The organism is Edaphobacter sp. 12200R-103 (genome assembly GCF_010093025.1).
Classification (GTDB): Bacteria; Acidobacteriota; Terriglobia; order Terriglobales; family Acidobacteriaceae; genus Edaphobacter.
In genome coordinates, this window is the sequence record NZ_CP048114.1 from 97,759 (window position 1) to 120,237 (window position 22,479).

Below are 22,479 nucleotides of genomic sequence, written 5' to 3' on the forward strand. Positions count from 1 at the left end.
CTCCATGTGATATCCCCTACTCCATCTCAGTGCTGTCCGTCATAAGGTTAGAGTGTTGTGGCGGTCTCCGCAGCAGCAGCGGCATGATGAACAGGATGGCGACGATGGTGGTGGCCATTCCACCGACAACGACGCGCGCTAACGGCTGCTGAGCCTGCGCGCCGATGCCGTTGGAGACGGCTGCGGGCAGAAGGCCCAGGCCCGCGGCCATACAGGCCATGACGACGGGACGCATTTCATCGACGCAACCATGTTCCAGCCCTGTACCATCGACGCTCTCACGCTGGGCCCGGCGCACGCCCGACATGAAGACGACGGCTCCGAGGGTGGCGACTCCGATCAGTGAGGTGAAGCCCACAGCAGCAGAGATACTGAAGGCCGTGTGTGTCACGAACAGAGATACAGTTCCACCCACAGCGGCGAAGGGAAGCGTGGCCACCACGATGAAGGCGTCCTTCCACGTGCCGAATTGCATGTAGAGAAGAATGACGATCACTGCCAGTGAGATGGGGATGATGACGGCGAGCCTTGCCTGCTCCTTGCGAAGCGAGTCGAATTCGCCTGCCCATGTGTAGTCATAACCTTTGGGCATAGGCGCCTTCTGTTTAATCTGCGCCTGAAGATCGGTAATGGTAGTTGCGAGATCGCGACCGCGGACGGAGAACTTGATGGGGATGTATCTCCTTCCGCCTTCGCGAAAGATCTGGAAGCTGCCTTCCCGGATGCTCACGTCTGCAATCTGTCCGAGAGGAATGCTGCTGCCTTCGGGAGTGGGAACGAGGATAGCCCGAATTGCCTCGGGGGTGGAGCGGTTCGCTTCGGGATAACGAACGGTCAGGTCGAAGCGGCGGTCGCCCTGAATGACCTGGCTGATGGGAGCGCCGCCGACAGCAGCCTGAACGATGGCATTGATGTCGCCCGAAAGGATGCCATAGCGAGCGGCGCGAGCGCGATCGATCTGGATGACGAGCGAGGGTTGTCCACCTACTTTGAAGACGCCCACGTCGGCTACACCGGGGACGGTCTCCATGATGTGTTCGATCCTGGCGGAGAGAGAGGTCAGTGTGTCGAGATCGTCTCCAAAGAGCTTGAGGGAGTTCTCGCCTTTGACTCCGGACATCGCCTCTTCGACGTTGTCCTGAATGGCCTGCGAGAAGTTCAGCTCGATGCCGGGAAAACGTGACATCCGGCGGTTGATTTCGTTGATGAGTTTGGGTTTTGTCATCCCCGGTCGCCACTCGTCCTGCGGCTTCAGCGTGGCGGAGATTTCGATGTTGTTGAAGGTGGAGACGTCGGTTCCGTCATCGGGCCGTCCCATCTGCGAGACGGTCTGGGTGACCTCGGGTGACTCCGCAATAAGACCGCGAAGCTGATTGGCTATATCGACAGAAGTCTGGAAGGAGATGTCCTGAGGAAGGGTAGCTCGAATCCAGAGGTTTCCTTCTTCGAGGGGAGGCATAAATTCTCCGCCTACCAATGCGAAACAAAGCACTCCGACCACCAGCATCACTGCTGCGCCAATCCACACAAGACGGGGGAAGTGAAGGGTGTGATGAAGCGCGCGTTCGTAGCCATTCTTCAGACGCCGGCTGAGCCATGTATAACCGTCACCGACTTTCTGTTCAGCGGGAGCCGTCATGTATCCCAGAACGGGGGCAAAGATGAGCGCGAACATGAGGGCGCCCATCAGCGCGAAGCCATAGGTGACCGACATGGGCGAGAAGATCTGTCCAGCCACGCCCTGCATGGTGAACAGCGGGATGAACGCGATCAGGATGATAGCGGTCGAAAACAGCACGGGCCGCGCGGCATCGGTGACACCTTCGACGATCAGGTCTCCAGTCTGCTCACCCGGCAGGCGGCGCGACAGTTTGCGGTAGATACTCTCCAGCACAATGATGGAGGAGTCAACCAGGATGCCGAAGTCGATGGCCCCGATGGAGATCAGGTTTGCGGACCTTCCGCTGAGCACCATCATGCCGAACGCAAACAGCACCGCGAAGGGAATGGTGACCGCAGCGATGAACGTGATTCGAAGATCGCCGAGCATGGACAACAGGACCAGCGTCACGAGTACGAGGCCGGTAAGAATAACCTCACGAACCGTATGTGTGGTGCGGTTGATCAGGGTGGTCCTGTCGTAGATGGTGCTGATGTGCATCCCCGGCGGCAGCAGGTTGCCGGTGTTCAGGCTATTGATCTTCTCCTTGAGAGCTTTGAGCGCGGGCAAGGATTTCTCCTCTTTCTGGAGAAGAACGATGCCGATGACGATGTCGTTTTCGCGGTTGCGTCCTACCTGCCCCAGTCGAGGCTGGAATCCCTCCTTTACGCTGCCGATGTCGCCAACCGTGATTGGCGCACCGTTCTTTTCTGCAACGACAATATGCGAGATGTCTTCGACCGAGTGCACCTGTCCGAGCGCGCGCACGTTGACGTTCTGGTTTCCAAGCGCGATGTAGTTTCCGCCAGCGTTTGCGTTGGAGGACTGTATGGCGCTGACAACCTGTGGGAGGGTAACTCCATAGCTGAGCAGGCGACTGGGATCTGCTTCTACCTGGTACTGGCGTGTTGTGCCGCCGAAGGTGGTGATATCGATGATGCCGGGAACCTGCTTGAGCTCGCGCCGAACGAGCCAGTCCTGCGTGGCCTTGATCTCGTTGAGCGTGTATCCGGGACCGACGAGCTGGTAGCGGAAGATTTCGCCGATGGGCGACCAGGGCGAGAGCTGCGGCTGCAGGTTGTTTGGCAGCTGCAGGGTCTGGAGGCGGTTCAGCACCTCCTGACGGTCGCGAAAGTAATCCGAATCGAAGCTGAAGTAGAGCTTCACGTCGGATAGGCCGAAGATGGAGATCGAGCGCACCTGATCGAGATGAGGAACGCCGTTCAGCGTCGTCTCCTCCGGCACGGTGACCTGCTGCTCCATCTCTTCCGCCGACCAGGAAGGATTCTGGGTGATGATCTCGACCAGCGGAGGGGATGGGTCGGGGTATGCCTCAATGTCGAGGCGTGAGAGTGCGAACCCTCCTGCGGCCAGCATGACTGCGAAGACGATGAGGATAATGGCGCGATAACGGATGACGAGTCGTATCAATGGCTGCACGCGATCACTCCCCATTCGCCGGGCGAAGCAGAGCTCCGCCAGAGGTGACGACCTTGTCGCCGTCGTTGATGCCGGTAAGCACTTCGATGTTTTTCGTGTTTCCGGACTCGAAGGTGCGGCCGATAGTCACAGGCCGTTGCTCGTATTTGCCCGCGCCATTTACGACAAAGACCGACGTCTTCTCCCCCTGGTGAAGCACTGCCGTAGATGGCAGAATGACGGAGCGGCGCGCAGCGCCAGGAATCCGGATGGTGGAGAACATGTCCGTCTTCAGGGTGTGTTTCGGATTCGGCAGCACAACGCGGAGCTTCAGGGTGTGGGTTGTGGGATCGAGAGCATCGCCAACGTTGACGATTTTGCCTGTGAGTGTCAGGCCTGCGTATGCCGGCACGATGATCTGTACCTCTCGGCCGACCTGCACGCTTGCCAGATCACGCTCAAAGACGTCTCCGACCACCCACACCGAGTCGATGTTGGCGATGGTCGCGATCGGAGTCGCATTGTCGAGGGAGCGTTGCATCTCGCCTGCAGCGCTACCGATATCGAGCACCACGCCGGAGATGGGAGATCGCAATGCGACTTCATCGGAGGAACTATTTTCGGAGAAGCCGAGTTCATGGATGCGCTGCCGGGCGCGCTCCATCTCGGAGTGGGCTGTCTGATCGGCTGCTTCCAACTCGTAGTAGTCGGCCTGTGAGAGGACCTCATGGTCCAGCAGAACCTTTCCTCGCGTCAGCGCCCGATCAGTGCGAAGGACTTCGATCTTTGCTTTTTCAAAGTCGGATCGGGCCGCGGCGATCTCACTGCTCTGCAACTGTGCGATCACGTCACCCTTCCTGATCTCCTGACCGGGAAGTACGCGGAGTGCGAGTATGCGTCCGCTGAGGGGAGGGAAGATGCGAACGACGTGCGAAGGATCGGCTTCGACGTGAGCGGGAATGTCGAGATAGTCGGTGCTCTGCTGCACATGAGCGATCGTGGTCTCTATCCCGGCGTTTGCCGGCTGTGCGCTTTGATCCGTCCGCGGCGCGGAAGACTTGCACGCCGTCAGAGGCGCCGCAATAAGGGTGAGCAACAGAAGGTGTTTGATGCTGATTCCGGGGTTGTTCATGCAGTCCTTCATGGGAGAATGTCCGTCGCCGTAGCGAAGCTGAGCTGATGAATCGCAAGCCATACCTGCGCATTCGCGGTCAGGGCGCTGATACGAATGGCGCGGTAGTCGCGCAGGGCAGAGAGATAATCCAGCAGCGTAGAGTTTCCATTGCGATAGCTGAACTGCAGATTGTCGCGAACGTGGCCGGCTTCATCCAAATAATGGCTGTTGTAGCGTTTTGCCATCTGCCGTGCTGTATCGAGTGCGAGCCATGCCTGATCCACATCGGCGACGACCTGATTGCGGGCTGCGGTGACTGCCAGCCTGCTCGCGTCAACCTCGTAGCGTGTTCGCTCCTTCTCGCCTTGATTGCGGTCGAAGATGCGGAGCGGAACTGCGAGATTGAGCCCGAAGGAGTTATCGATGCCATTGCGATCATACTCAGCTCCGACGGTGGGATCCGTTTTGCCATTGGCGACGGCCAGCTTGGCATCTGCCTCCGATGCGGTGAGGGCCTGGCGCGCTGCCAGATAGTCAGGACGCGATTGCAGACCCTTCTGCTCCGCTTCCGCCATCGTCAGCGGAACCTGGGGCGGATCGAGGGTTCCGGTTACATCGAATGTGGGGCTGGGATGGTCCGATCCGAAGAGAAGCTGAAGCTCTGCCGACGCCTGCTGCAGTTGCAGGCGGGCATTATCGGCGTCGGCTTCAAACTGCGCCTGCTGCAGATCGATGCGCTCGAAATCGGTCCGGGTGATGTCTCCGGCGTCAAGGCGCGAACGACTAAGGTCGACTGTCTTGCGATAGTCGGCAAGGTTTTCGTCCGCCACCGCGAGCGAGGCTTTGGCGAGCAGCATGCTGGTGAAAGCACCACGTACGGCAAGCACGAGCTGGCGCTGCTGATCGTGATAAAGACTTTGCATGGATTCAGCGGCTGCAGTGGCTGAGTCCAGTCGCAACTGCCGTTTGTTACCTCGCTCGAAGAGGCGGGAGACGTTGGCCGAGTAGAAGAACGGGTTTCCTGCGGAAACGCTGGGCGTCTCCGGCAGCGTCAATCCTTGTCCGTAGAGTGTGAGTGTCGGATTCTGGCGCAGGCCGGCGGTAATTTTGTTGGCTTCGACGGCAGCTACATGCTGGCGCGCAGAGAGCAGATTCGGGTTTGCTGCAAGCGCGCGGTCGACCGCCTGCTGCAGCGTAAGGGGAGGGGTGGCGGGCGGAGCAGGCGGGGGTGCCTGTGCCGCGAGCATCGACGCTGCAGAAAAGATTGCAACGCCGAAAGCACGAAGTACTTTCGGGGTCATGCCTACCTTCAGATGGTTGTGATGGGGAGATTCCGGCTCAGGAGATCAGGCCGGACAGACGGAGCTATGCCGCGAATGCAGGTGCAGGAGGCGGTCGTATGCCAATGACCCGCGCAAAGCCATCCATGAGCTTGCGGAGAACGACACGTAAGCTGAAGCGTGACAGACGTGAAAAGAGGACAGCGAATCCGATCAGAAGCAGGACACTGAGAGTGCCAAGCTCCAGAATGGCAGCGTGGGCAGCGACCTGGAGAAGAGGCATCTCACTTCGCCGGACGACATGTTCCATCTCCGTCCGGCTATCCATTGCACCCAGGTCATCTGTCATCGAGATGACCGGAAGCAGAAGGACAAGGAGCAGCACAAGGGCGACCAAGGTACTCCAGTTTTGCTTCGCATCTCCGCGCCGGACTGCTCTTACCCACGTCAATATCAGGGTGAGAGACAGGGAAAACCACAGGAAATTGAGAAGCAACTCCACGCTTTTCTGAGTATAGAGCATTTTGCGAGCGATTCAGGAAAGGCTGTTGTGTTAGCCCTTCCGGTCTTCACCGCCGCAAAAGGCTATTGTCTCAGCGCAAATGCTGAGGCAATAGCCCGAGTGTGGGGAAGTTTGTTTAGAACCAGCTACATGGCTGGGGGATGATGAGGGTCAACCTTCTCGGCGCTCTCCGCGCGGGGAGAGGATTTAACGCCGGTCGGATTGACCATATCCCTCAGCTCCTTCGAGGGCTTGAAGTAGGGAACTCGCTTGGCTGGAACATCGACCTTTTCGCCGGTCTTCGGGTTGCGGCCGGTTCGCGCATTCCGTTGCCGGGTTCGAAAGCTGCCAAATCCGCGAATTTCAATTTTGTCACCGGACTTAAGAGCGCCGATGACAGATTCAAAGAGCGTATCGACGATCACTTCGCCATCGCGCCTGGTGAGGTCGCCGAGGGATGTTACTTTGTCGACGAGATCAGCTTTGGTCATTATCGGGGTCCTTTCAAATCGGGAGGGCCGAGCGGCTGCATTCAATGCCGGCTTTAGTTACTGGCTTGATTATAAATGGGATGCATCTTTTGCCCGAAAGGAAACCCGGTAGTTGGCTGGAAGTGAGGAATCTATTTTAAAAGCAAATTCTGCCCCGAAAAGGGGACGGCACTGCACCGTCCTGACGCAGGGTCTGCCGGAGAGGCGTCCTGTCGACAGACGCTGCTAAAGACGAATGGACTGTCACTTCCAGACGAAGTAGAAGCCGGGTGCACGGCTGAGCATCTGGCTGGGCGAGGGAAAGAGATCCTCCCCATTGTCAGCAAGGATGGACAATAGTCCGCGCTTGTTTTTTGCCGGGCGGACTACGGTGGGCTCGCCCGAGATCCCTACGCTCCTGGCGGTGTCGAGAAGGGCGGTCCGGAATCCTCCGATCTTGTCGATCAGCCCAAGGGGGAGAGCCTGCTCTCCAGTCCAGACCTGACCGGTGGCCAGCGGCTTGATTCTGTCGTCGCTCGTATGGCGTCCCGCGGCAACGTCGTGGACAAACTGGGAGTACATATTGTCGACCAGGGACTGGAAGTACGCCTGTTCCTTAGGAGTTAGTTCGCGGCTGGGATCGCCCGCGTCCTTCAACTCGCCGGCGGTGATCGTGATGTTCTTCAGCTTTGCCCACTTCAGCAGGTCGGCATAATTCATCCACTCCATAATGACGCCGATGGAGCCAACGACGGAGGCCTGGTTGGCATAGATCCGGTCGCACCCGCTGGCGATGTAGTAGGCTCCGGAGGCGCCCACGCTCTCGACCGATGCGACGATCTTCTTGTGCTTTTCCTGTCGGACTCGCAGGACCTCGTGATAGATCTCCTGCGAGGCGGCAGCTCCCCCGCCGGGAGAGTTGATGTGGAGGATGATCGCTTTTACGGAGGAGTCGTCGCCGAACTTGCGGAGCTGGGAGTTGACGGTCTCAGGAGAGAGGATGATGCCGTCAATATCAATGACAGCAATGCGATCTCCGGAGAAGGCCAGGCCATCGGAGCCTCCGTTCCTGACGGAGCGCATCATCAACCAGAACATGCAGGTAAGCACGAGACAGACCGCGGCGAAGGAGCCGCCGATTGCAGCCACGTAAAACCAGGGGGAGCGGCTGGTGCGGGGGCCAGGGCGGTAGACGGGAGGATACGGTCCGGCTGCATAGCCGTAGGGAGCAGCGGGAGGGAAACCGCCGGCGCTGGGCGGCGGTGGTGGCGGCGGAGGAGAAGACGGCTGCTGAGCGAAATCGTCCTGCATGATGTGGAGTGTAGCAAGCTCGGACGGAGCCGTCAGGAGCTTTGCGCAAAACGCTGCTGTTTTCTGAATTGAAAGGCTCTACTATGAAACAGAACACAGTTTCCAGACGTCAAATAGTTGCAGTATGATGAACGGCGTTATCCCACGGATTCACTGTCGTCATGCAGGATTTTTCCCCGGGAGGGCCGGACCGCGCCATGGCGCACCCTGAGATCAGTATCGTCGTTCCCGCCTACAACGAAGGCGCTCGCATCGAGAATGCGCTGGATCGTATCTTTTCCTGCGCGGAGCAAAGAGGGTGGGACGCCGAAGTTCTCGTCGTCGATGACGGCTCGACCGATAACACCGCCTCAATCGTCGAGCGGTGGATGGAAGCATACCCCCGTCTCCACCTGGTTCAGAATCCGGGAAATCGTGGCAAGGGTTACTCGGTCCGGAACGGGCTGCTGCAGGCAGCCGGCGAGATCGTGATGTTTACCGATGCCGACCTTTCGGCGCCGATGGAAGAAGCGGAGCGGTTGTTCCACGCCATTTATGAAGGCGCGGATGTCGCGATCGGCTCCCGCTGGCTTGACCGCGCGCGCCAGACCATTCATCAGCCGCTCTACCGGCAGTTTTTCGGACGCTGCTTCAACTGGATTACGCGTACTGTGATGGGGCTGCCGTTCAAAGATACACAGTGCGGATTCAAGGCATTTCGGCGTTCCGCGGCCCAGGTCATCTTCCGGTTGCAAACGATCGAGCGCTGGGGCTTCGACCCGGAGATCCTATTTATCGCGCAGAAGCTCGGCTACGAGATTCGCGAGGTCCCGGTGACCTGGGGGCATGACGAGCGTACCCGCCTGAGCTATTTGCGCGATGGCTTGAAGATGCTGGAAGAGATGGCGATTATCCGGTCGAACTCTCTTGCCGGCAGGTACGACAAGGCGATTGCGGAGATGAAAGACACGACGTCCATGGTCACGCGGCCTGTGCGTTTGACTCCGCCTGTGGTCGCGCATACGACACAGGACTCCGGCGTTACCAAGTAATCCATAGGTGCTGTTTGATCTTTGACGTCAGCAACCTCAAGCGGTCCTCCCTTAAAGAGGAAGATCCGATTAAGTCTCCGAACATTCCCTTAGCGGCTAAAGCCGCATTGCAAGCAAATCACTTGCGGCACGGCTGAAGCCGTGCCCTTAACAAAACTGGACTTTAATCAGGGTCTCCTTAAGACTGAAGCAGGTTCTTCAGCAGGAAGATCACGTTTGCCGGTCGCTCCGCAAGCCGCCGCATGAAGTATGGATACCACTCGGGTCCGAAGGGAACGTACACCCTTACTCCAAATCCCATCCTGACCAGCCGCCGCTGCAGGTCCCGCCGAATGCCATAGAGCATCTGGAACTCGAAAGTGTCTTTGGAAACACTTCGCTCGCGGACAAAGGTCAACAGGCTTTCGACGATTGCCTCGTCGTGGGTTGCGATTCCGCAAAAGACGCCTGAGGTCATCATTCGCCGAGCCAGTTTTCCGTAGTTGGTATCGACATCCTTCTTGTCGGGGAAGGCGATCTCCGGCGGCTCCTTGTATGCGCCCTTGCACAACCGGATACGGATTCTCTGGTCCAGCAGACGCTCAGCATCTGTCTCGGTCCTATATAGATATGCCTGCAGCACTGTGCCGACGCGATCTCTGCTCCTGGACTGCAGGTGCTCGGTCATGGAGATCGTAGCTTCGGTATAGGGACTTCCTTCCATGTCGATCCGAACGAAGGAATCCACGCGCGAGGCGTGTTCGACCAGTTCGCCGACGATCGTCTCCGCGAGCCCCGGGTCAAAGTCCATCCCCATCTGCGAGAGCTTTACGCTCACGTTGGCATTCAGGCTGTGTGCCGCAATCGCGTCCAGTAGTTGATGATAGACATCAGCCGAGCGTCGCGCCTCAGTCTCTTTCGTGACACTCTCGCCGAGCGAATCCAACGTCGCTGCGATTCCCTCGCGGTTCAGCCGCTCACAGGCGGCGATCGCGTCCTCGACGGTCATCCCGGCGACGAACCGGCTCGACATCTTCCGGCCAACGGAAGAGCGTTCCGCGAAGCTTCGGAGCGCCCTGTTCTGCGAGAGCGCGATAAAGAAGGATCGAAGCAAAGGCACTGACCTCAGCCATTTCTCTGCACTGCGATCTTCTCACGTATTGAAATTGCTGAAGTTAGGTTTATTTTGACAAGGATTAGCTGATTCGGAATCCCATTTTGCTCGAAGCACCATAGGTTCTCCATGGGAAAAATACAGGGATTCTTCGCCTTCGACTTCGCTCAGAGGCAAAATGACGGCTTCTCATGGCCTCTTGCTCTCTCCGGAGAGGGTTGATCCGCGTTTCCCTAATGCTGCGGAGTGTTCTCCGGCTGCTCATGCCGGTTGGGCATGATGACATGATAGGGCTCAATCGAGATCAAGCCAGAGATCGCATCTACTTCCTGGGGAGAGAACTGGTTTCGGTAGCGATCAGATCGGAGTAGATTTTGCTGCTGATCCGGAGGGAGGTCACGAAGCTCGCGGAAGGCCCGAGCGACCTGATGCCTGCGATCCGGAGGAAGGTCGCGAAACTGCTTCATGGTGTCGCGGACCTGTTGGCGCTGCTGTGGCGCAAGTTGAGCGATGGCCTCATTACGCTCGAGCCAGCGGCGTCGCCGATCGGGGCTCATATTGTTAAGTTGCGAAAGCCGTTCCCGCATACGATTTTGCGTCGGCGCGGGAAGGTCGTGGAATCCCGGTTCGCGCTCGAGTGCCTTCTGCTGTTGGTCCGGAGTGAGATTGTTGTGCCGGTCCATCCACTGCAGCAGATGCTCCTGGTTCTTTCCGGGGTGATGAATCCCCGGAAATCCAGGTTGCGGAGAGTTGTGCGGAGAAGGAGACGTGCGCGGAGCCGGTCTGGGCTGCTGGGCGGTGACAGGAGGGACAAAACCGGTTATCAACAGTGCCGCGAGCGCTGCAGGGAGAGCATGGCGGATTTTGAAGAACAGGCTCATAAACCGGGATCACTTCATGGGAAGCGATATGAACTCTGATTAAAAAGCTTACTTTGTCCGGCTCCTTTCAATGACCAGAGACGGGATCGGAAGGGCGCTAACTCGACGGAATGGAATCATCGGGCGAGTTTTCATCCTGGAAGAGCTGATCCATGGTCTGAAGGGCCTGATCGTTATTATCCAGAACTTCGAGATCGGTGACCGTCGCCGAAGCAGATGCCGGCGCATGATGCCAAAGGTGCGCATTGGAAAGATCGGCGAAGGCTCCGCCGCCAATGAGAAGGGCGAGAGCGAGCGCGCCTGCAAGGGCCGGACGGAACTGGCGGCCGGTGTTGAAGAGCAGGTGAGAGCGTATGCGCTCAAACCAGCCTGCAGGCGGCCGGGACTGCTCTTCGCGCACTAGCGCGGCGAGCTTCTGGTCGAAATAGGGAGAAGGCTCAGGCACCTTCCAGGCGTCAAGCATCGACATGGTGGCCTGAAGAGATTCGAGCTCCTGCCTGCATTCGGCGCAGGATTCGACGTGGGCGCGGGCCTTCGCGGTCGAGGGCGCATGCGGATCGAGCAGAAGATCCGGAAGCGCGGATTGGCAGTTGTGGCAGTTCATGAGATTCTCTCCAATTCTCTCATCGTGCTGCACCACCCAAAAACGTGCAGCAAAGGTCCCAACCGGGACTAAATGAAGTCTTTCAGCTTGACGCGCAGAGTCTGATAGGCGCGAAAGAGCAGTGATTTTGTCGCCGATTCGCTCAACTTGAGTACCTCGCCGATCTGTTTGTAGTCCAGGCCTTCGTACTTATGCATAAGAACAGCCATGCGTTGGCGTTCGGGCAGAGCAAGTACATGCTCGCGGATGGCCTTAAGCCGCTCGCGCCGAAGAAGGCCGATTTCGGCGCCGGGAGTGGAGTCCGCAATGTCGGGTGTCGTTCCGGTCTCGGAGTCCACCTGGTCGAGATAGATGGTCGAGGCATTGCGCTCATGGCGGGTGTCACGAGCATGGTTGACGCCAAGGTTCGTGGCAATCCGATAGAGCCAGGTGCTGAAGCGGGCTTCGGCCCGGTAGGTTTCACGGGAACGATAGACGCGAAGAAAAACCTCCTGTGCGAGCTCCTCGGCGACGGCCTGATTGTGAACCATGCGATACATAAAGTGAATGATGGGCCTGCGATACTTCTGGACGAGATAGTCGAAGCCAGCCATGTTGCCGGAACGGAGCTGAAGCATGATCGCGGCATCGTCCATGCCGGCAAAGTCGCCGGGGGAACGGTGTTGCTCCGCAGTGCGGAGATCGTCGAGCAACGTGGGACTGACTGCGAGCGTCGCCATACCTTTAGTAACCCCATCCGGGCTTTCAGGTTGCGCTCGTTCGGGGCCTGCCAGCGGATCTTTCTCAAATCCGGACTCCGGAGCTGGAGGTTCGTGGTGAGAAGGGTCGGGCTGGGGAGGATGATGCATGCTCAACAGTTCAGCTGATTGTATCGTTCTAGCGAGGAAAGCATAGCAGGTAAGGCCGTAGTTTCATGATTTTCAGTGACTTGCGGGAAACTTTGGGGTGCAGGGCTGGAGATGCTATTCTTCTGAAAGGCAGGATCTCGGTTGTTGTAAAGGAGTGCTCCTGCAGCCAACCCCGAAAGGGCGCATAACTCAGCGGTAGAGTGCCACCTTCACACGGTGGAAGTCGTAGGTTCGAATCCTGCTGTGCCCACCATAGAATCAACAACTTACATACCATTCGCAAATGCCATACGTCATGCGTACGTCATAGACGGTGCTGGCTGTGCACCCCCCACCCCAATAGATCAGGAAGGCTCAGGCGCGGGAGGCACCTTTATCCCTCCGAGGTCGTATATGAAGTTGGGGTATACCCCAATAACGTAGTTGGTGAAGGGATCATATCTGCCAATCGAAAGCATCTCGAAATTTTGAGAAGCTTTGCAGGATGAATTCGTCACTAAAACTTGATTCGCTCCAGCGGATGAACGAGGCTATCGGTGCGTGAGGTTGAAGTAATTAATCGTGGTGGATTTGGCGTTGTTCACAAGGTAGAGATCGATGGGCAGCATTTCGCGAAAAAAACCTTCGATCCTCAAATTCAGACAGGAACCGATAGAGAAAAACTTAGGCGAAGATTTGTCCGAGAGGTAAAGATTCAATCGCGAATCAAACACCCCAACATCATGCCAATTTTTCGATACGATCTCGACACAACGCCCCCTTGGTTTTTGATGCCTCTTGCCAGTGCATCGTTCGAAAAGAAAATAGCCGAAGATGTTTTAAGTTCGACCATCGATAAATCCGCTTGGCAAGACATTCTTGCAGCAGTCGAGGAGTTGCACCGGCTCGGCTATGTACATCGGGACTTGAAACCTGGAAATGTTCTTAAGGTAGGTGACAGATGGGTCATTGCAGATTTCGGTCTGGTGTTGCCAACAGTCCGGGACACGACCCGACTGACAGGGTCTCACACAGCTTTCGGCAGCCACTACTACGCTGCGCCTGAGCAGGCTCACGATTTCCATAATGTCTCCGATGTTGCGGACATTTTTGCCCTTGGTTGCATCCTCCACGATACGATTTGCGATTCGCCCTCGAGAGTTCCCTTCGCGCAGATTCACTTCGATGGTCCTTATGCGGAAATACTAGGGAAATGCACCGCTGTTGACGCTCGAGAGAGATTCCAGAATGTTGCGTTCTTTAGAGCTGCCCTCTTCGATCTATGGCAGACAGAGGAAGCTTCTTCCTCCGAAGAAGATGATGATTTCACGCTGGAAGCGGTTCAGTCTGTCTTCTTTTGACGCCTGGAGAAACTTCATCCTCCAAGTGGAGGCGACAACTGGGTGGACTAAGGGACAAAAACTTCGTTCGGTCAATAGCGATCTCCTTGCGAAACTTGTTGATGTCGATAGCGTTCTGTTCAGCAGGATGATGCGTCTGATTTGCGAGTGGGCAGCAGGGACAGGCTTTGACTGGGATTACTGCGATGTTGTGGGTGACCGACTCGTTGCGGCTTACCAGATCAGCCCTGTTCGACTGAAATGTTTAATCGTATTGGCAGCTCTGGAACTAGCGGTTTCGCATAATCGGTGGCACGTGATGTACCAAGTCGGGCGTATGCTGGGCCAGAATGCTGACAATGGCCTAATCGACAGAATCATCATCGAGATGGATTTGGAACCGTCCATAAGACGAAAGCTGATGGTGATAGAAGAAGTTGTGCATTGGCCGCGAGATAATTGGCATACAAAGCTCACCGAGTACCTTGGCTCGGATGTTGAAATCTTAGAGGGTGCTGAGTGAGTTCTTCGCGCCACTGTCCCCGCTTGTTCGTCTCTGTCTTTGTTTCTGGAGCGCTTGCATTCCGCTAAAACTATGCGCTATTGTTCATAAATCGCAGTCGCGGTGCGGTGCAAGCCAGTCGGATTGCCCCGGATGAAGAAACCAATCTCATTCGAGGTAGTCCCCCATGGCAGTCACACGTATCGCTGACGTTATCGTTCCTGCGGAATTCACCGCCTTTCAAGTTCAAAACACTCTTACCAACACAGCAATTTTTCAGAGCGGCGTAGCTGTCACCAATGGGGAGATGTAGCACCCGTTGATGCCCATTTCGGCAGTACATGGGTACACCAAAATGCCACCGCAATCCCTAAAATGCCACCACACGTTGACAGCAGCAGGCATTCGGTTAATACCTGTCGAATCAGACGTCCTCGGCTTGCACCCATCGAAAGCTGCACGGCAACGGCACGCTCGTTTGCTGCTGCCCTCGTCAAAAGGAGATTTGCAATGTTAGCACAGGCAATCAACAACACCATCGCCGCCATTCCCATGAGCAAGAATAGTGGTTGCTTGAACTCTCGCCTGAGGGTTGCGAAACCTTGTTGCCCCGGCTCTAACGCCAACCGATGTTTCGGCAAATCGTGACGCTGCTGAAGACTTTGTTCGCTTTGTTTCTGTAGTTCGAGATCCTCCCAATATTGCTGATTCATCACCGCTATCGTCTCGGGAACAACGGAGGAATCCTTAACGCGGACGACGAACTGCAACCATTGGATGTTCTCTTGTGGAATCCAGGGTTTAGATATGTCAGCAGAAGCGCCGTTACTGTAATGAGCGGCGTACCTTATATCGGATTGCATTGTTAGCGGCATCCAAAGATCAGGTTCCGCGCCTTCACGCGCTCCAAAGAACCCTCGTGCTGCCACTCCCACGATGCTGAATGGGACACCGTTTATACTGATTTTCCGTCCAATCGCAGTGGGGTCACTGGCAAAAGAGCGTTGCCAGTACCCATAACTGAGCACGGCAACGGGGCTACCACTCAATTCGTTGTCATCATCACGTGTAAGCAATCTCCCTAAAGCTGGATGTGTCTCGAATACTTGAAAATAGTTACCAGATACAAGCTGTCCGTTCACTCGATTCTGAGGTTCGCTCCCATTGGCTATATAAATGGAATTGGTCCAGCTCATTGCGGCGATGTCAGAAGAGCTTGGCAATTGCTGCTCTAATCGGGCGAAAAGAGGATAAGAGAAGCGACTCTTCTCGGCGGCTTGGTCATTCTTCTTTACGAGAAAGAGCTGTTCGGGATGGGGTACAGGAAGTGACTTAAGCAGTACGGTGTCTAATAATGTAAAAATTCCTGTGTTTGCCCCAATCCCTAGTGCCAGAGTCAGCAACGCGGTAATTGTGAATCCTGGGCTCTTGCACAATCTCCGTAGTGCATACTTTATGTCAGCCCAGACGCTTTCGATGGCGGACCACTGCCAGACTTCGCGACTGCGCTCTTCAATTCGAGTCGCATTGCCAAACTCACGGCGAGCGGTTCTCTGAGCCTGCTCACGGGTCATGCCACGATCCATCAGGTCATCAATCTTTTCGTCAAGATGCTCGTGGATTGCCGCTGATAATTCGTCATACCGACGGCGACGCGTAAGCAGTTGTTTGAACCAACTCATGGAAAACTCCTATTCCGACCGCAGGGCGAGCGCAGGATCAACTGCTGCTGCCCGGCGTGATGGCAAATAGCATGCAAGCAGAGCGGCTATGACCACAGCACACGTTATCGTGATGTAAGTAATCGGGTCCTCAGCACTGACGCCATAGAGAAGCGCGGACATGAAACGCATCGTTGCAAACGCAGTCACCAAGCCGATTGCGATTCCCAAAATGGTTAGCAACATGCCTTGTCGTACAAACGCGCCCACTACAACTCCACGCTGTGCTCCGAGCGCCATCCGAATCCCGATTTCGCGCGTGCGCTGGGGTACGGAATACGCCATGACACCGTAGATCCCGACAATGCCAAGAAGGAGCGCTATTCCTCCTGAGACGCAAAGCATCACAAGTGTAAACGTTGTTCGCGCCATTGATTGCGTGTAGAGGTAACCCAGGGTTTCACTACTCGCCAAAGGTACATTGGGGTTCACCATTGATACTTGTTGCTGAATAGCTTTCATCAAAGATTGCGTACAGAAACGTCCAATAACTTTTCGAGAGAGCGTTATTCCCATTGGGAATAACGACGCTTCTAAAGGCCAGGAAAATACCTAAATGGAGTAGTCACAGTGAATTTCGGGCGTACCGGCGCCACCTTTATATAAGGTGGCCCTTGTGGATATCTGAGAACAGACCGAATAGGAAAGACTCGTGCCGTCCGTTAGATCGATCTGTAGCTCAGGCCCGTCTCCTGTATCTTTATGGATGCGAAATCGCTGAATTGTCTTACCCGTTAGCTCCAGACAGTCAACATAATCCTCTTTCATGGTCGTTACCTCATTTCGCTGGCCCTGTTCGAAAACATCGTAAAGTTAGCGAAAGCGCTTTCGGTGGCACCGAAAGAATTGTTCGTAGATTTTCTCTAAAGTTCATTTTGAGAATTGATGCGCTTAATTCGCGTTAGGTGAACTTCTGAAAAAGCGGTCCGAAAAGCGCCCAAAGTTCTGCGACTACCTCGTTGAGACTATCTGGTACCTCGGTAAGTGCGGAGCGTTTCAGAAAAGCCCTCATTGCACCTGCTTGGTCGGATCGTTGCCAAATTCAGGGGAAAGTCCAATAGCGTTTTGTCGATCTCAATCTTGCGATTACTGAAGGTTCGTTCAATTGCCGTGGCAAGCGTCTCTCGATTCAATTCCGGTTGTTGTGAGAGCAGCCAAAGATCAAAGTAGTCCTTCATTCGAGTATTCAATATTCGCAGTTGCACGTGCGCCTGGAGTTTTTCCGCCATCACAGTCTCCAGGCTATAGCCTGAAAGAATCGGTGCCGGAAAATCGAGGAGGGTCGGATAGATGAATCGTTCTGGCCCCGGCGTCACTACGTCCCCAAATCCAATGTCGATCTGCATGTGGACACGCACTGTATTCAGCAATCCTGTAAAGGCCACGCTCCATTCTTTCGAGCCTGGCATCGTCGCGAAGGGCTTAGAGCGTTCTGGGATATATGCCGAGCTTGATGGCCTGATGGGTACGGAAGGATGCCTCCATTTGTCTCGAAGAGATTCACGACGCGCTCGGCGGCGTTGAATGATGCGCGTTTGGCGCACATAGCTGAGTTCCTCGGAGAAAATGTATGTTATCCGAGAATTATATCCACAAGCCAAGGTATAGCCCCGAATTTACTCGGCAGTATGAGATATGAACTTTGCAAAATGGGTGAGTTTTGTTGTTGTAATTTGAATGCTCGATCCCCATCAGACCGGACTTTCCAATTGAATGTTCGAACGATGAATGCTGGCATGTTTCAGCCTCATCTGCTCGTTTACCCGAGACGTTTGCTCCATTCTGCTAATTTTTTCTGCCACCGCAAGGCTGATGAAATGGTTGAGCGATATTCCTTCCGCGTGCGCCAAATCATTGGCTTGCTGACGCAGCGAAAGAGATAGGCGGAGTGGAAAGCTCTGCTTCCGCTTATATTCGAGGCTCATTAAAGCTCCCTAATGATTGCAATTTTTTATCCAGCGAACTTTTCCTGGGATTTTGATTGGCAATTTATATGGTTACCTTTGTGCTCTTTCCGATGAGTGTGGCACATTGACCGTCCTGCATTTCTTTAAATTTGAATGCGTATTGCAGAGACAATTATTTATGTCAGGGCGCTAAAGTGTCTCTCTTTTCCACAAGATATGTCAAAGAAGGCAAGTTGGATATCACCAGTGATATCCATTCGTGGCTTTATCTTTTCACCGCCAGATCGAAATACTCCTTCCGAAGCTATAAAGGAAAAGCCATAAGTTTGTGGTTACTTTTGGCACAGCTTCTACGGTTTTGATTGCCGTGCCTCGGAGAAATTGGTGTTGCTTCTGTCAGCCGTGCCTTCCTCACAGACTGTCGTTCAGCGCAATGTCTCAAGCAGAGACGTTTTAATGCCGCTCCTCCACTTTGCTGAAAATTCGCGCCTGACATTTTTTTTGCCACGATCTCTTCTCGTCCAGACCACATACCAGATGTTTCGTTTGATCAAGGATATCGATCCGACACTTTCACCTATCGCCGTCTAGACCCCAAGGAGACCTTTCATGTCAATCACGTCAATGCAGTCCTTGAATCCAGATTCAAGCCGGCGCTGTTTTCCAGTACAGGCGTTATCCATCCATGCGGGAAGCGCAGTCTTGCTCATGCTTCTGATGGCGTGCTTTGTTGTTTTGACAGGATGCGGTTCCAGTGGATATGCAGGCGGTGGGATCGTAAGCCTCTCAGCCTCTTCGGTCACTCTCGATGCTGGTCAGGCTTTCTTGGTGAGTTCTAAGCTCTCAGGAAATCCGGCTGTTTCCTGGTCAATTGCAAGCGGCGCGTGTAGTGCAGGAGGTTGTGGGGCGCTTTCCAGTACAAAAGGCACCGAGATAACCTACACGGCACCGACAGGCATAACAGCACAATTAAAGTTGACGCTGACCGCAGCGGTTGCTGGGACGAAGAATGAGAGTACGGTAAGCATTACGGTCAATCCCGCTCCCACCATTTCTGGTACGCCTCCCATTGGAACAGTTGGGAATGCTTATACTGCCACGCTGATTGCTGCTGGCGGAACGGCTCCGTTGAAGTGGAGCATCGCGAGTGGCTCACTTCCGGCGGGCCTTACCTTCGACATGACGACCGGCACCATCTCCGGAACACCTACGAGCGTAGGCACTTCCAGCTTTGTTGTGCGAATTACTGATTCGAGCGATATTCCATATGCCGTTACCGCGCCAGAAACCATTGTGATCTCTACGGGGCAAGGCGGTGGACAATCAGGACCGCTGACTGTCATTGGAGGCAATCCGCCTGCGGGAACCGTCGGCTCAGCGTATGCGACCTCACTTCAGGCTACAGGCGGAACAGCACCTTATTCATGGAGCATCACCTCCGGTGCGCTTCCTACAGGTCTTACGCTGGCATCCTCCTCTGGTGTGATTGCAGGAACGCCAACTACTCAGGGAGCATCTTCCTTTACGGCCCAGGCACAGGATGCTTCCGGCACCCAGGCAAGCGCTCCCTTCAGCATCACGATCAATGCGGCTATCCCACCTCTTACACTCACCTTGACGAATTTGCCTGGTGCAACGGTAGGGGTTCCTTACACCGAAACCATTGGAGCCACAGGTGGAACGGCACCCTATACTTGCATGATTACAGCGGGCACGCTTCCCGCAGGACTTACTCTGAATGGATGCGTGGTCAGTGGAACACCGACCACTCCGGGAACATCTACTATTACTGTCAAAGTAACTGATTCCAGCAACCCTGCTGAGACAGTCACTGGGCCGGTTACACTCACCGTCTCACCCGCGGCTTTGACGCTTACCCTTTCGTCCCTTCCGAATGCGACCGTGGGAACGCCCTACACCAGCACGATCGGCGTGGCCGGAGGAACAGCGCCCTACTCCTGCGCGATCACCGCTGGCGCGCTTCCAGCCGGACTAACACTGACCGGCTGCGTGGTGAGCGGTACGCCCACAGTCGCAGGGACAGCCAACCTCACGGTGAAAGCAACCGACTCAAGCAATCCTGTTGCAACTACGACTGGTCCGGTCAGCCTGACAGTCCTACCAGCCCCTTTGACGCTCACTTTGTCGTCTCTTCCGGATGCGACCGTAGGCACGCCGTACACCAGCACCATCGGGGTAGCGGGAGGTACGGCACCTTACACCTGCATGATTACAGGAGGCACGCTTCCAGCCGGACTGACGCTGACTGGCTGCGTGGTGAGCGGTACGCCTACAGTCGCAGGAACGGCCCACCTTACCGTGAAGGCCACTGACTCAAGCAATCCTGTCGCAACTACGACTGGGACGGTAAGCCTCACTGTCTTACCTGCAACGGTCACCCTTACTCTCACTTCGCCGCCAGATGGGACTGTTGGAACGCCCTACACCGGAACGATTGGCGTCAGTGGCGGAACAGGACCGTACGCTTGCACGATCACGGCCGGCACTCTTCCGGCGGGACTCACCCTGTCGGGATGTGTTGTCAGCGGAACGCCGACAACAGCGGGAACCTCGAATCTCACGGTCAAAGCGACTGACTCCAGTAGTCCTGTCGCAACCACCACTGGCCCGGTCAGCCTCACCGTCGCTGCTGCTGCTCCCACCCTGACCCTTACTTCTCCTCCAGACGCAACGGTCGGAACTCCCTACACCGGCACCATCGGTGTTACGGGTGGAACGGGGCCTTACGTCTGCACCATCACAGCGGGGACTTTGCCTGCAGGGTTGACGATTTCCAACTGTGCGATCAGCGGAACACCAACAAGCGCGGGAACATCTAACCTAACCGTGAAGGCGACTGACTCAAGCAGTCCAGTCGAAACAACGACTGGCCCGGTCACCCTCAAGGTCCTGCCTGTCGGAACTCTCAGCCTTACGGGATCTCTTCCGAATGCAACGCTGGGTCAGGCCTATAGTCAGACTCTCCATGCCACTGGAGGAGTAGCGCCTTATACCTACAGCATTACTGCAGGCGGCCTGCCCGCAGGACTGAACCTTGCATCTACAGGAGAGATCACCGGCACGCCAACGGCAGCAGGAGCAAGTAGCTTCACGGTAACAGTCACAGACACCGAATCGACACCGCAGACTGCAACCAATGCGTATGTCTTACTTGTGGTGTATCCGACAACCCCGAATGATCCTGAGTTGACTGGACCATACGCCTATCTTTTCCAGGGTTATGACGATGTGCTTGCCGGTGTTCTTGCTTACAAAACGGCGACAGTCGGTAGTTTCACTGCAGACGGCACGGGAGTATTGAATAGCGGAGAGTTGGACTCAAACCATCAGACGTCTAATCCTTCAGGGACAACCATCAGCACGAATACATTCCTCGGAACCTACCAAATAGGGACCGATCATCGCGGCTCGTTGACGATTACTACCCTGAACGCCGACGGTACGACGGATAAAACTTCCACCTATGCCATTGCTCTCAAGGCTCCTGTGGCGCCTTCGACTATCTCTGTCAAAGGAGACCTAATCGAGTTCGACAACAATTCGCTGCAGGGAACGAAAGGCTCCGGCACATTGCTTGCGCAGCAACCTACGGATTTTGCCGCTGGGTTGAACGGCAGCTATGCATTCGGGCTTCACGGCGATACGCCTTGCCTGCCTACATGCACGATTGGCGTCATTGCAGGACCGGCTGCCGCTGTGGGACAGTTCACAACGAATGGAGCAGGAGCCATCAGCAGTGGAACAAGCGATGCCAATATCGCTACGGCGAACTTCGCAAGCGAAGCTTTGTCGGGTAGCTACGGAACTGCTGATGGTAATGGCCGTCTGCAACTGACGATGAACACGGCTGGCACTCCTGTCGGGGTTTATCCGTCAGACTATGCGGTCTATCTCGTCGATGCGAACCATGCATTTATATTGTCCACGGACAAACACTCGGACTATATCCTGCTTGCTGGCTCTGCTCAATTGCAGACGCAAAGCAGCTTTAGCAATGCCTCAATGAGTGGGCCGATCATCGGGTACGAGAATGCACAGGCGAATCCAGGACTCCTGGGCACAACGCTTCAGGATGTGCTGAACTTCTCGACATCAACCGTCTTCCGCGCCACCGCCAATGCAGGAACCTGCAACACCACAAATGTGGATGTTGCAGGCGTAACTGGACTCGTCAATCAGATCACCGGACTCGGTGGGTTACTGCCCACAAATATAGTGCAGGCGCTATTAGGAACTTACCAATCTACTGGTAACTCTACTTGCACTGTTGGAACCAGCGGTCGCGGCGTACTCAATTATCCACCACCGACTGGTTTGATAGCCACGCTTCTGGCGACGCTTGGTTTGGACAATCCACCGGCACCACGTGTGTTTTATCTAGCCGCTCCCGGCCAGGGCTATTTCCTAGAGACTGGCTACGCTGGGCTCGGCAACTTCGAACCTCAGATCGGAGCACCATTCAGCGCTGCAACCTTCGATGGGAGCTTTGTTTATGGAACCGCTCCTGCCAGTTCTCTGGCGAGCATCAATAGTTCTGGCATCATCACGGCGAACGGAGCAGGGCAGGCAACTTCTATCCTTGATCTGAACGTCGGCGTCGGAACTATCAACCTGCTCCAACTTGGCGTAACGAACACCTCTAACTACACCCTGACGGATGCGACTGCTGGCCGCTTCACTATGGGCACATCGGTTATTTACGCGATCAATCCCGATCGATTCGTTCTACTCGATACGAATCCGTTGACGACTTCGCCATCCGTTGTGTTGCTCTACTAGGCTGCCAGATCGGCTAA

Annotated in this window: 18 protein-coding genes and 1 tRNA gene; 5 read left to right on the forward strand and 14 right to left on the reverse strand. The window is 55.5% G+C overall.

Annotated elements, in window-relative coordinates:
* Window positions 1-16: 16 nt before the first annotated feature.
* From GWR55_RS00520 to sppA, 6 genes are all read right to left on the reverse strand, one after another.
* Window positions 17-3,100, reverse strand: coding sequence for an efflux RND transporter permease subunit (locus tag GWR55_RS00520; protein ID WP_162400514.1), 3,084 nt, complete (start codon window positions 3,098-3,100; stop codon window positions 17-19).
* Window positions 3,101-3,104: 4 nt separating this feature from the next.
* On the reverse strand, window positions 3,105-4,211 hold the full coding sequence (locus GWR55_RS00525) for an efflux RND transporter periplasmic adaptor subunit (RefSeq protein ID WP_162400515.1): 1,107 nt from the start codon (window positions 4,209-4,211) through the stop codon (window positions 3,105-3,107).
* Window positions 4,212-4,219: 8 nt separating this feature from the next.
* Window positions 4,220-5,494: a TolC family protein gene (locus GWR55_RS00530; RefSeq protein WP_238398545.1), complete on the reverse strand. Its 1,275-nt coding sequence runs from the start codon at window positions 5,492-5,494 to the stop codon at window positions 4,220-4,222.
* A 64-nt stretch (window positions 5,495-5,558) separates the two neighbouring features.
* Complete coding sequence (locus GWR55_RS00535; RefSeq protein WP_162400516.1) at window positions 5,559-5,975, reverse strand: hypothetical protein; 417 nt, start codon at window positions 5,973-5,975, stop codon at window positions 5,559-5,561.
* 146 nt (window positions 5,976-6,121) lie between these two features.
* Window positions 6,122-6,466, reverse strand: a complete 345-nt coding sequence (locus GWR55_RS00540; protein ID WP_162400517.1) for an HU family DNA-binding protein — start codon at window positions 6,464-6,466, stop codon at window positions 6,122-6,124.
* Window positions 6,467-6,709: 243 nt separating this feature from the next.
* Window positions 6,710-7,756, reverse strand: coding sequence for a signal peptide peptidase SppA (gene sppA, locus GWR55_RS00545; RefSeq protein WP_162400518.1), 1,047 nt, complete (start codon window positions 7,754-7,756; stop codon window positions 6,710-6,712).
* Window positions 7,757-7,953: 197 nt separating this feature from the next.
* Here sppA and GWR55_RS00550 point away from each other — a divergent pair, with 197 nt between their 5' ends.
* A complete protein-coding gene (locus tag GWR55_RS00550; protein WP_162403671.1) occupies window positions 7,954-8,787 on the forward strand; it encodes a dolichyl-phosphate beta-glucosyltransferase in 834 nt (277 codons plus the stop codon).
* A gap of 178 nt (window positions 8,788-8,965) precedes the next feature.
* Here GWR55_RS00550 and GWR55_RS00555 read toward each other — a convergent pair whose 3' ends face one another.
* From GWR55_RS00555 to GWR55_RS00570, 4 genes are all read right to left on the reverse strand, one after another.
* A complete protein-coding gene (locus GWR55_RS00555; protein WP_370521259.1) occupies window positions 8,966-9,886 on the reverse strand; it encodes a proline dehydrogenase family protein in 921 nt (306 codons plus the stop codon).
* Between the two features lie 227 nt (window positions 9,887-10,113).
* Window positions 10,114-10,761, reverse strand: a complete 648-nt coding sequence (locus GWR55_RS00560) for a DUF3106 domain-containing protein (RefSeq protein ID WP_162400519.1) — start codon at window positions 10,759-10,761, stop codon at window positions 10,114-10,116.
* Between the two features lie 97 nt (window positions 10,762-10,858).
* Window positions 10,859-11,365: a hypothetical protein gene (locus GWR55_RS00565; RefSeq protein ID WP_162400520.1), complete on the reverse strand. Its 507-nt coding sequence runs from the start codon at window positions 11,363-11,365 to the stop codon at window positions 10,859-10,861.
* A gap of 68 nt (window positions 11,366-11,433) precedes the next feature.
* The gene (locus GWR55_RS00570; RefSeq protein WP_162400521.1) at window positions 11,434-12,084 is read right to left on the reverse strand and encodes an RNA polymerase sigma factor; all 651 of its coding nucleotides are present in this window, start codon (window positions 12,082-12,084) and stop codon (window positions 11,434-11,436) included.
* 307 nt (window positions 12,085-12,391) lie between these two features.
* Between GWR55_RS00570 and GWR55_RS00575 the strand changes: the two genes are divergently transcribed.
* The 3 genes from GWR55_RS00575 (at window position 12,392) to GWR55_RS00585 (ending at window position 14,055) form a co-directional block, all read left to right on the forward strand.
* Window positions 12,392-12,466: transfer RNA gene (locus GWR55_RS00575), tRNA-Val, on the forward strand.
* 283 nt (window positions 12,467-12,749) lie between these two features.
* The gene (locus GWR55_RS00580; RefSeq protein ID WP_162400522.1) at window positions 12,750-13,553 is read left to right on the forward strand and encodes a serine/threonine-protein kinase; all 804 of its coding nucleotides are present in this window, start codon (window positions 12,750-12,752) and stop codon (window positions 13,551-13,553) included.
* On the forward strand, window positions 13,510-14,055 hold the full coding sequence (locus GWR55_RS00585; RefSeq protein WP_162400523.1) for a hypothetical protein: 546 nt from the start codon (window positions 13,510-13,512) through the stop codon (window positions 14,053-14,055). The genes GWR55_RS00580 and GWR55_RS00585 overlap by 44 nt, the downstream gene beginning before the upstream one ends.
* Before the next feature lie 272 nt (window positions 14,056-14,327).
* Here the strand turns inward: GWR55_RS00585 and GWR55_RS00590 are convergent, their stop codons facing one another.
* The 4 genes from GWR55_RS00590 to GWR55_RS00605 form a co-directional block, all read right to left on the reverse strand.
* A complete protein-coding gene (locus tag GWR55_RS00590; protein ID WP_162400524.1) occupies window positions 14,328-15,716 on the reverse strand; it encodes an ABC transporter permease in 1,389 nt (462 codons plus the stop codon).
* Window positions 15,717-15,725: 9 nt separating this feature from the next.
* On the reverse strand, window positions 15,726-16,217 hold the full coding sequence (locus GWR55_RS00595) for an FtsX-like permease family protein (RefSeq protein WP_238398546.1): 492 nt from the start codon (window positions 16,215-16,217) through the stop codon (window positions 15,726-15,728).
* A gap of 503 nt (window positions 16,218-16,720) precedes the next feature.
* Window positions 16,721-17,164 (reverse strand): nucleotidyl transferase AbiEii/AbiGii toxin family protein, encoded by a 444-nt coding sequence (locus GWR55_RS00600; protein ID WP_162400526.1) that lies wholly within the window; start codon window positions 17,162-17,164, stop codon window positions 16,721-16,723.
* A gap of 282 nt (window positions 17,165-17,446) precedes the next feature.
* Entirely contained in the window at window positions 17,447-17,680 is a 234-nt protein-coding gene (locus GWR55_RS00605) for a hypothetical protein (protein ID WP_162400527.1), read from the reverse strand.
* A gap of 957 nt (window positions 17,681-18,637) precedes the next feature.
* Here GWR55_RS00605 and GWR55_RS00610 point away from each other — a divergent pair.
* The gene (locus GWR55_RS00610; protein WP_238398547.1) at window positions 18,638-22,462 is read left to right on the forward strand and encodes a putative Ig domain-containing protein; all 3,825 of its coding nucleotides are present in this window, start codon (window positions 18,638-18,640) and stop codon (window positions 22,460-22,462) included.
* Window positions 22,463-22,479: the final 17 nt, after the last annotated feature.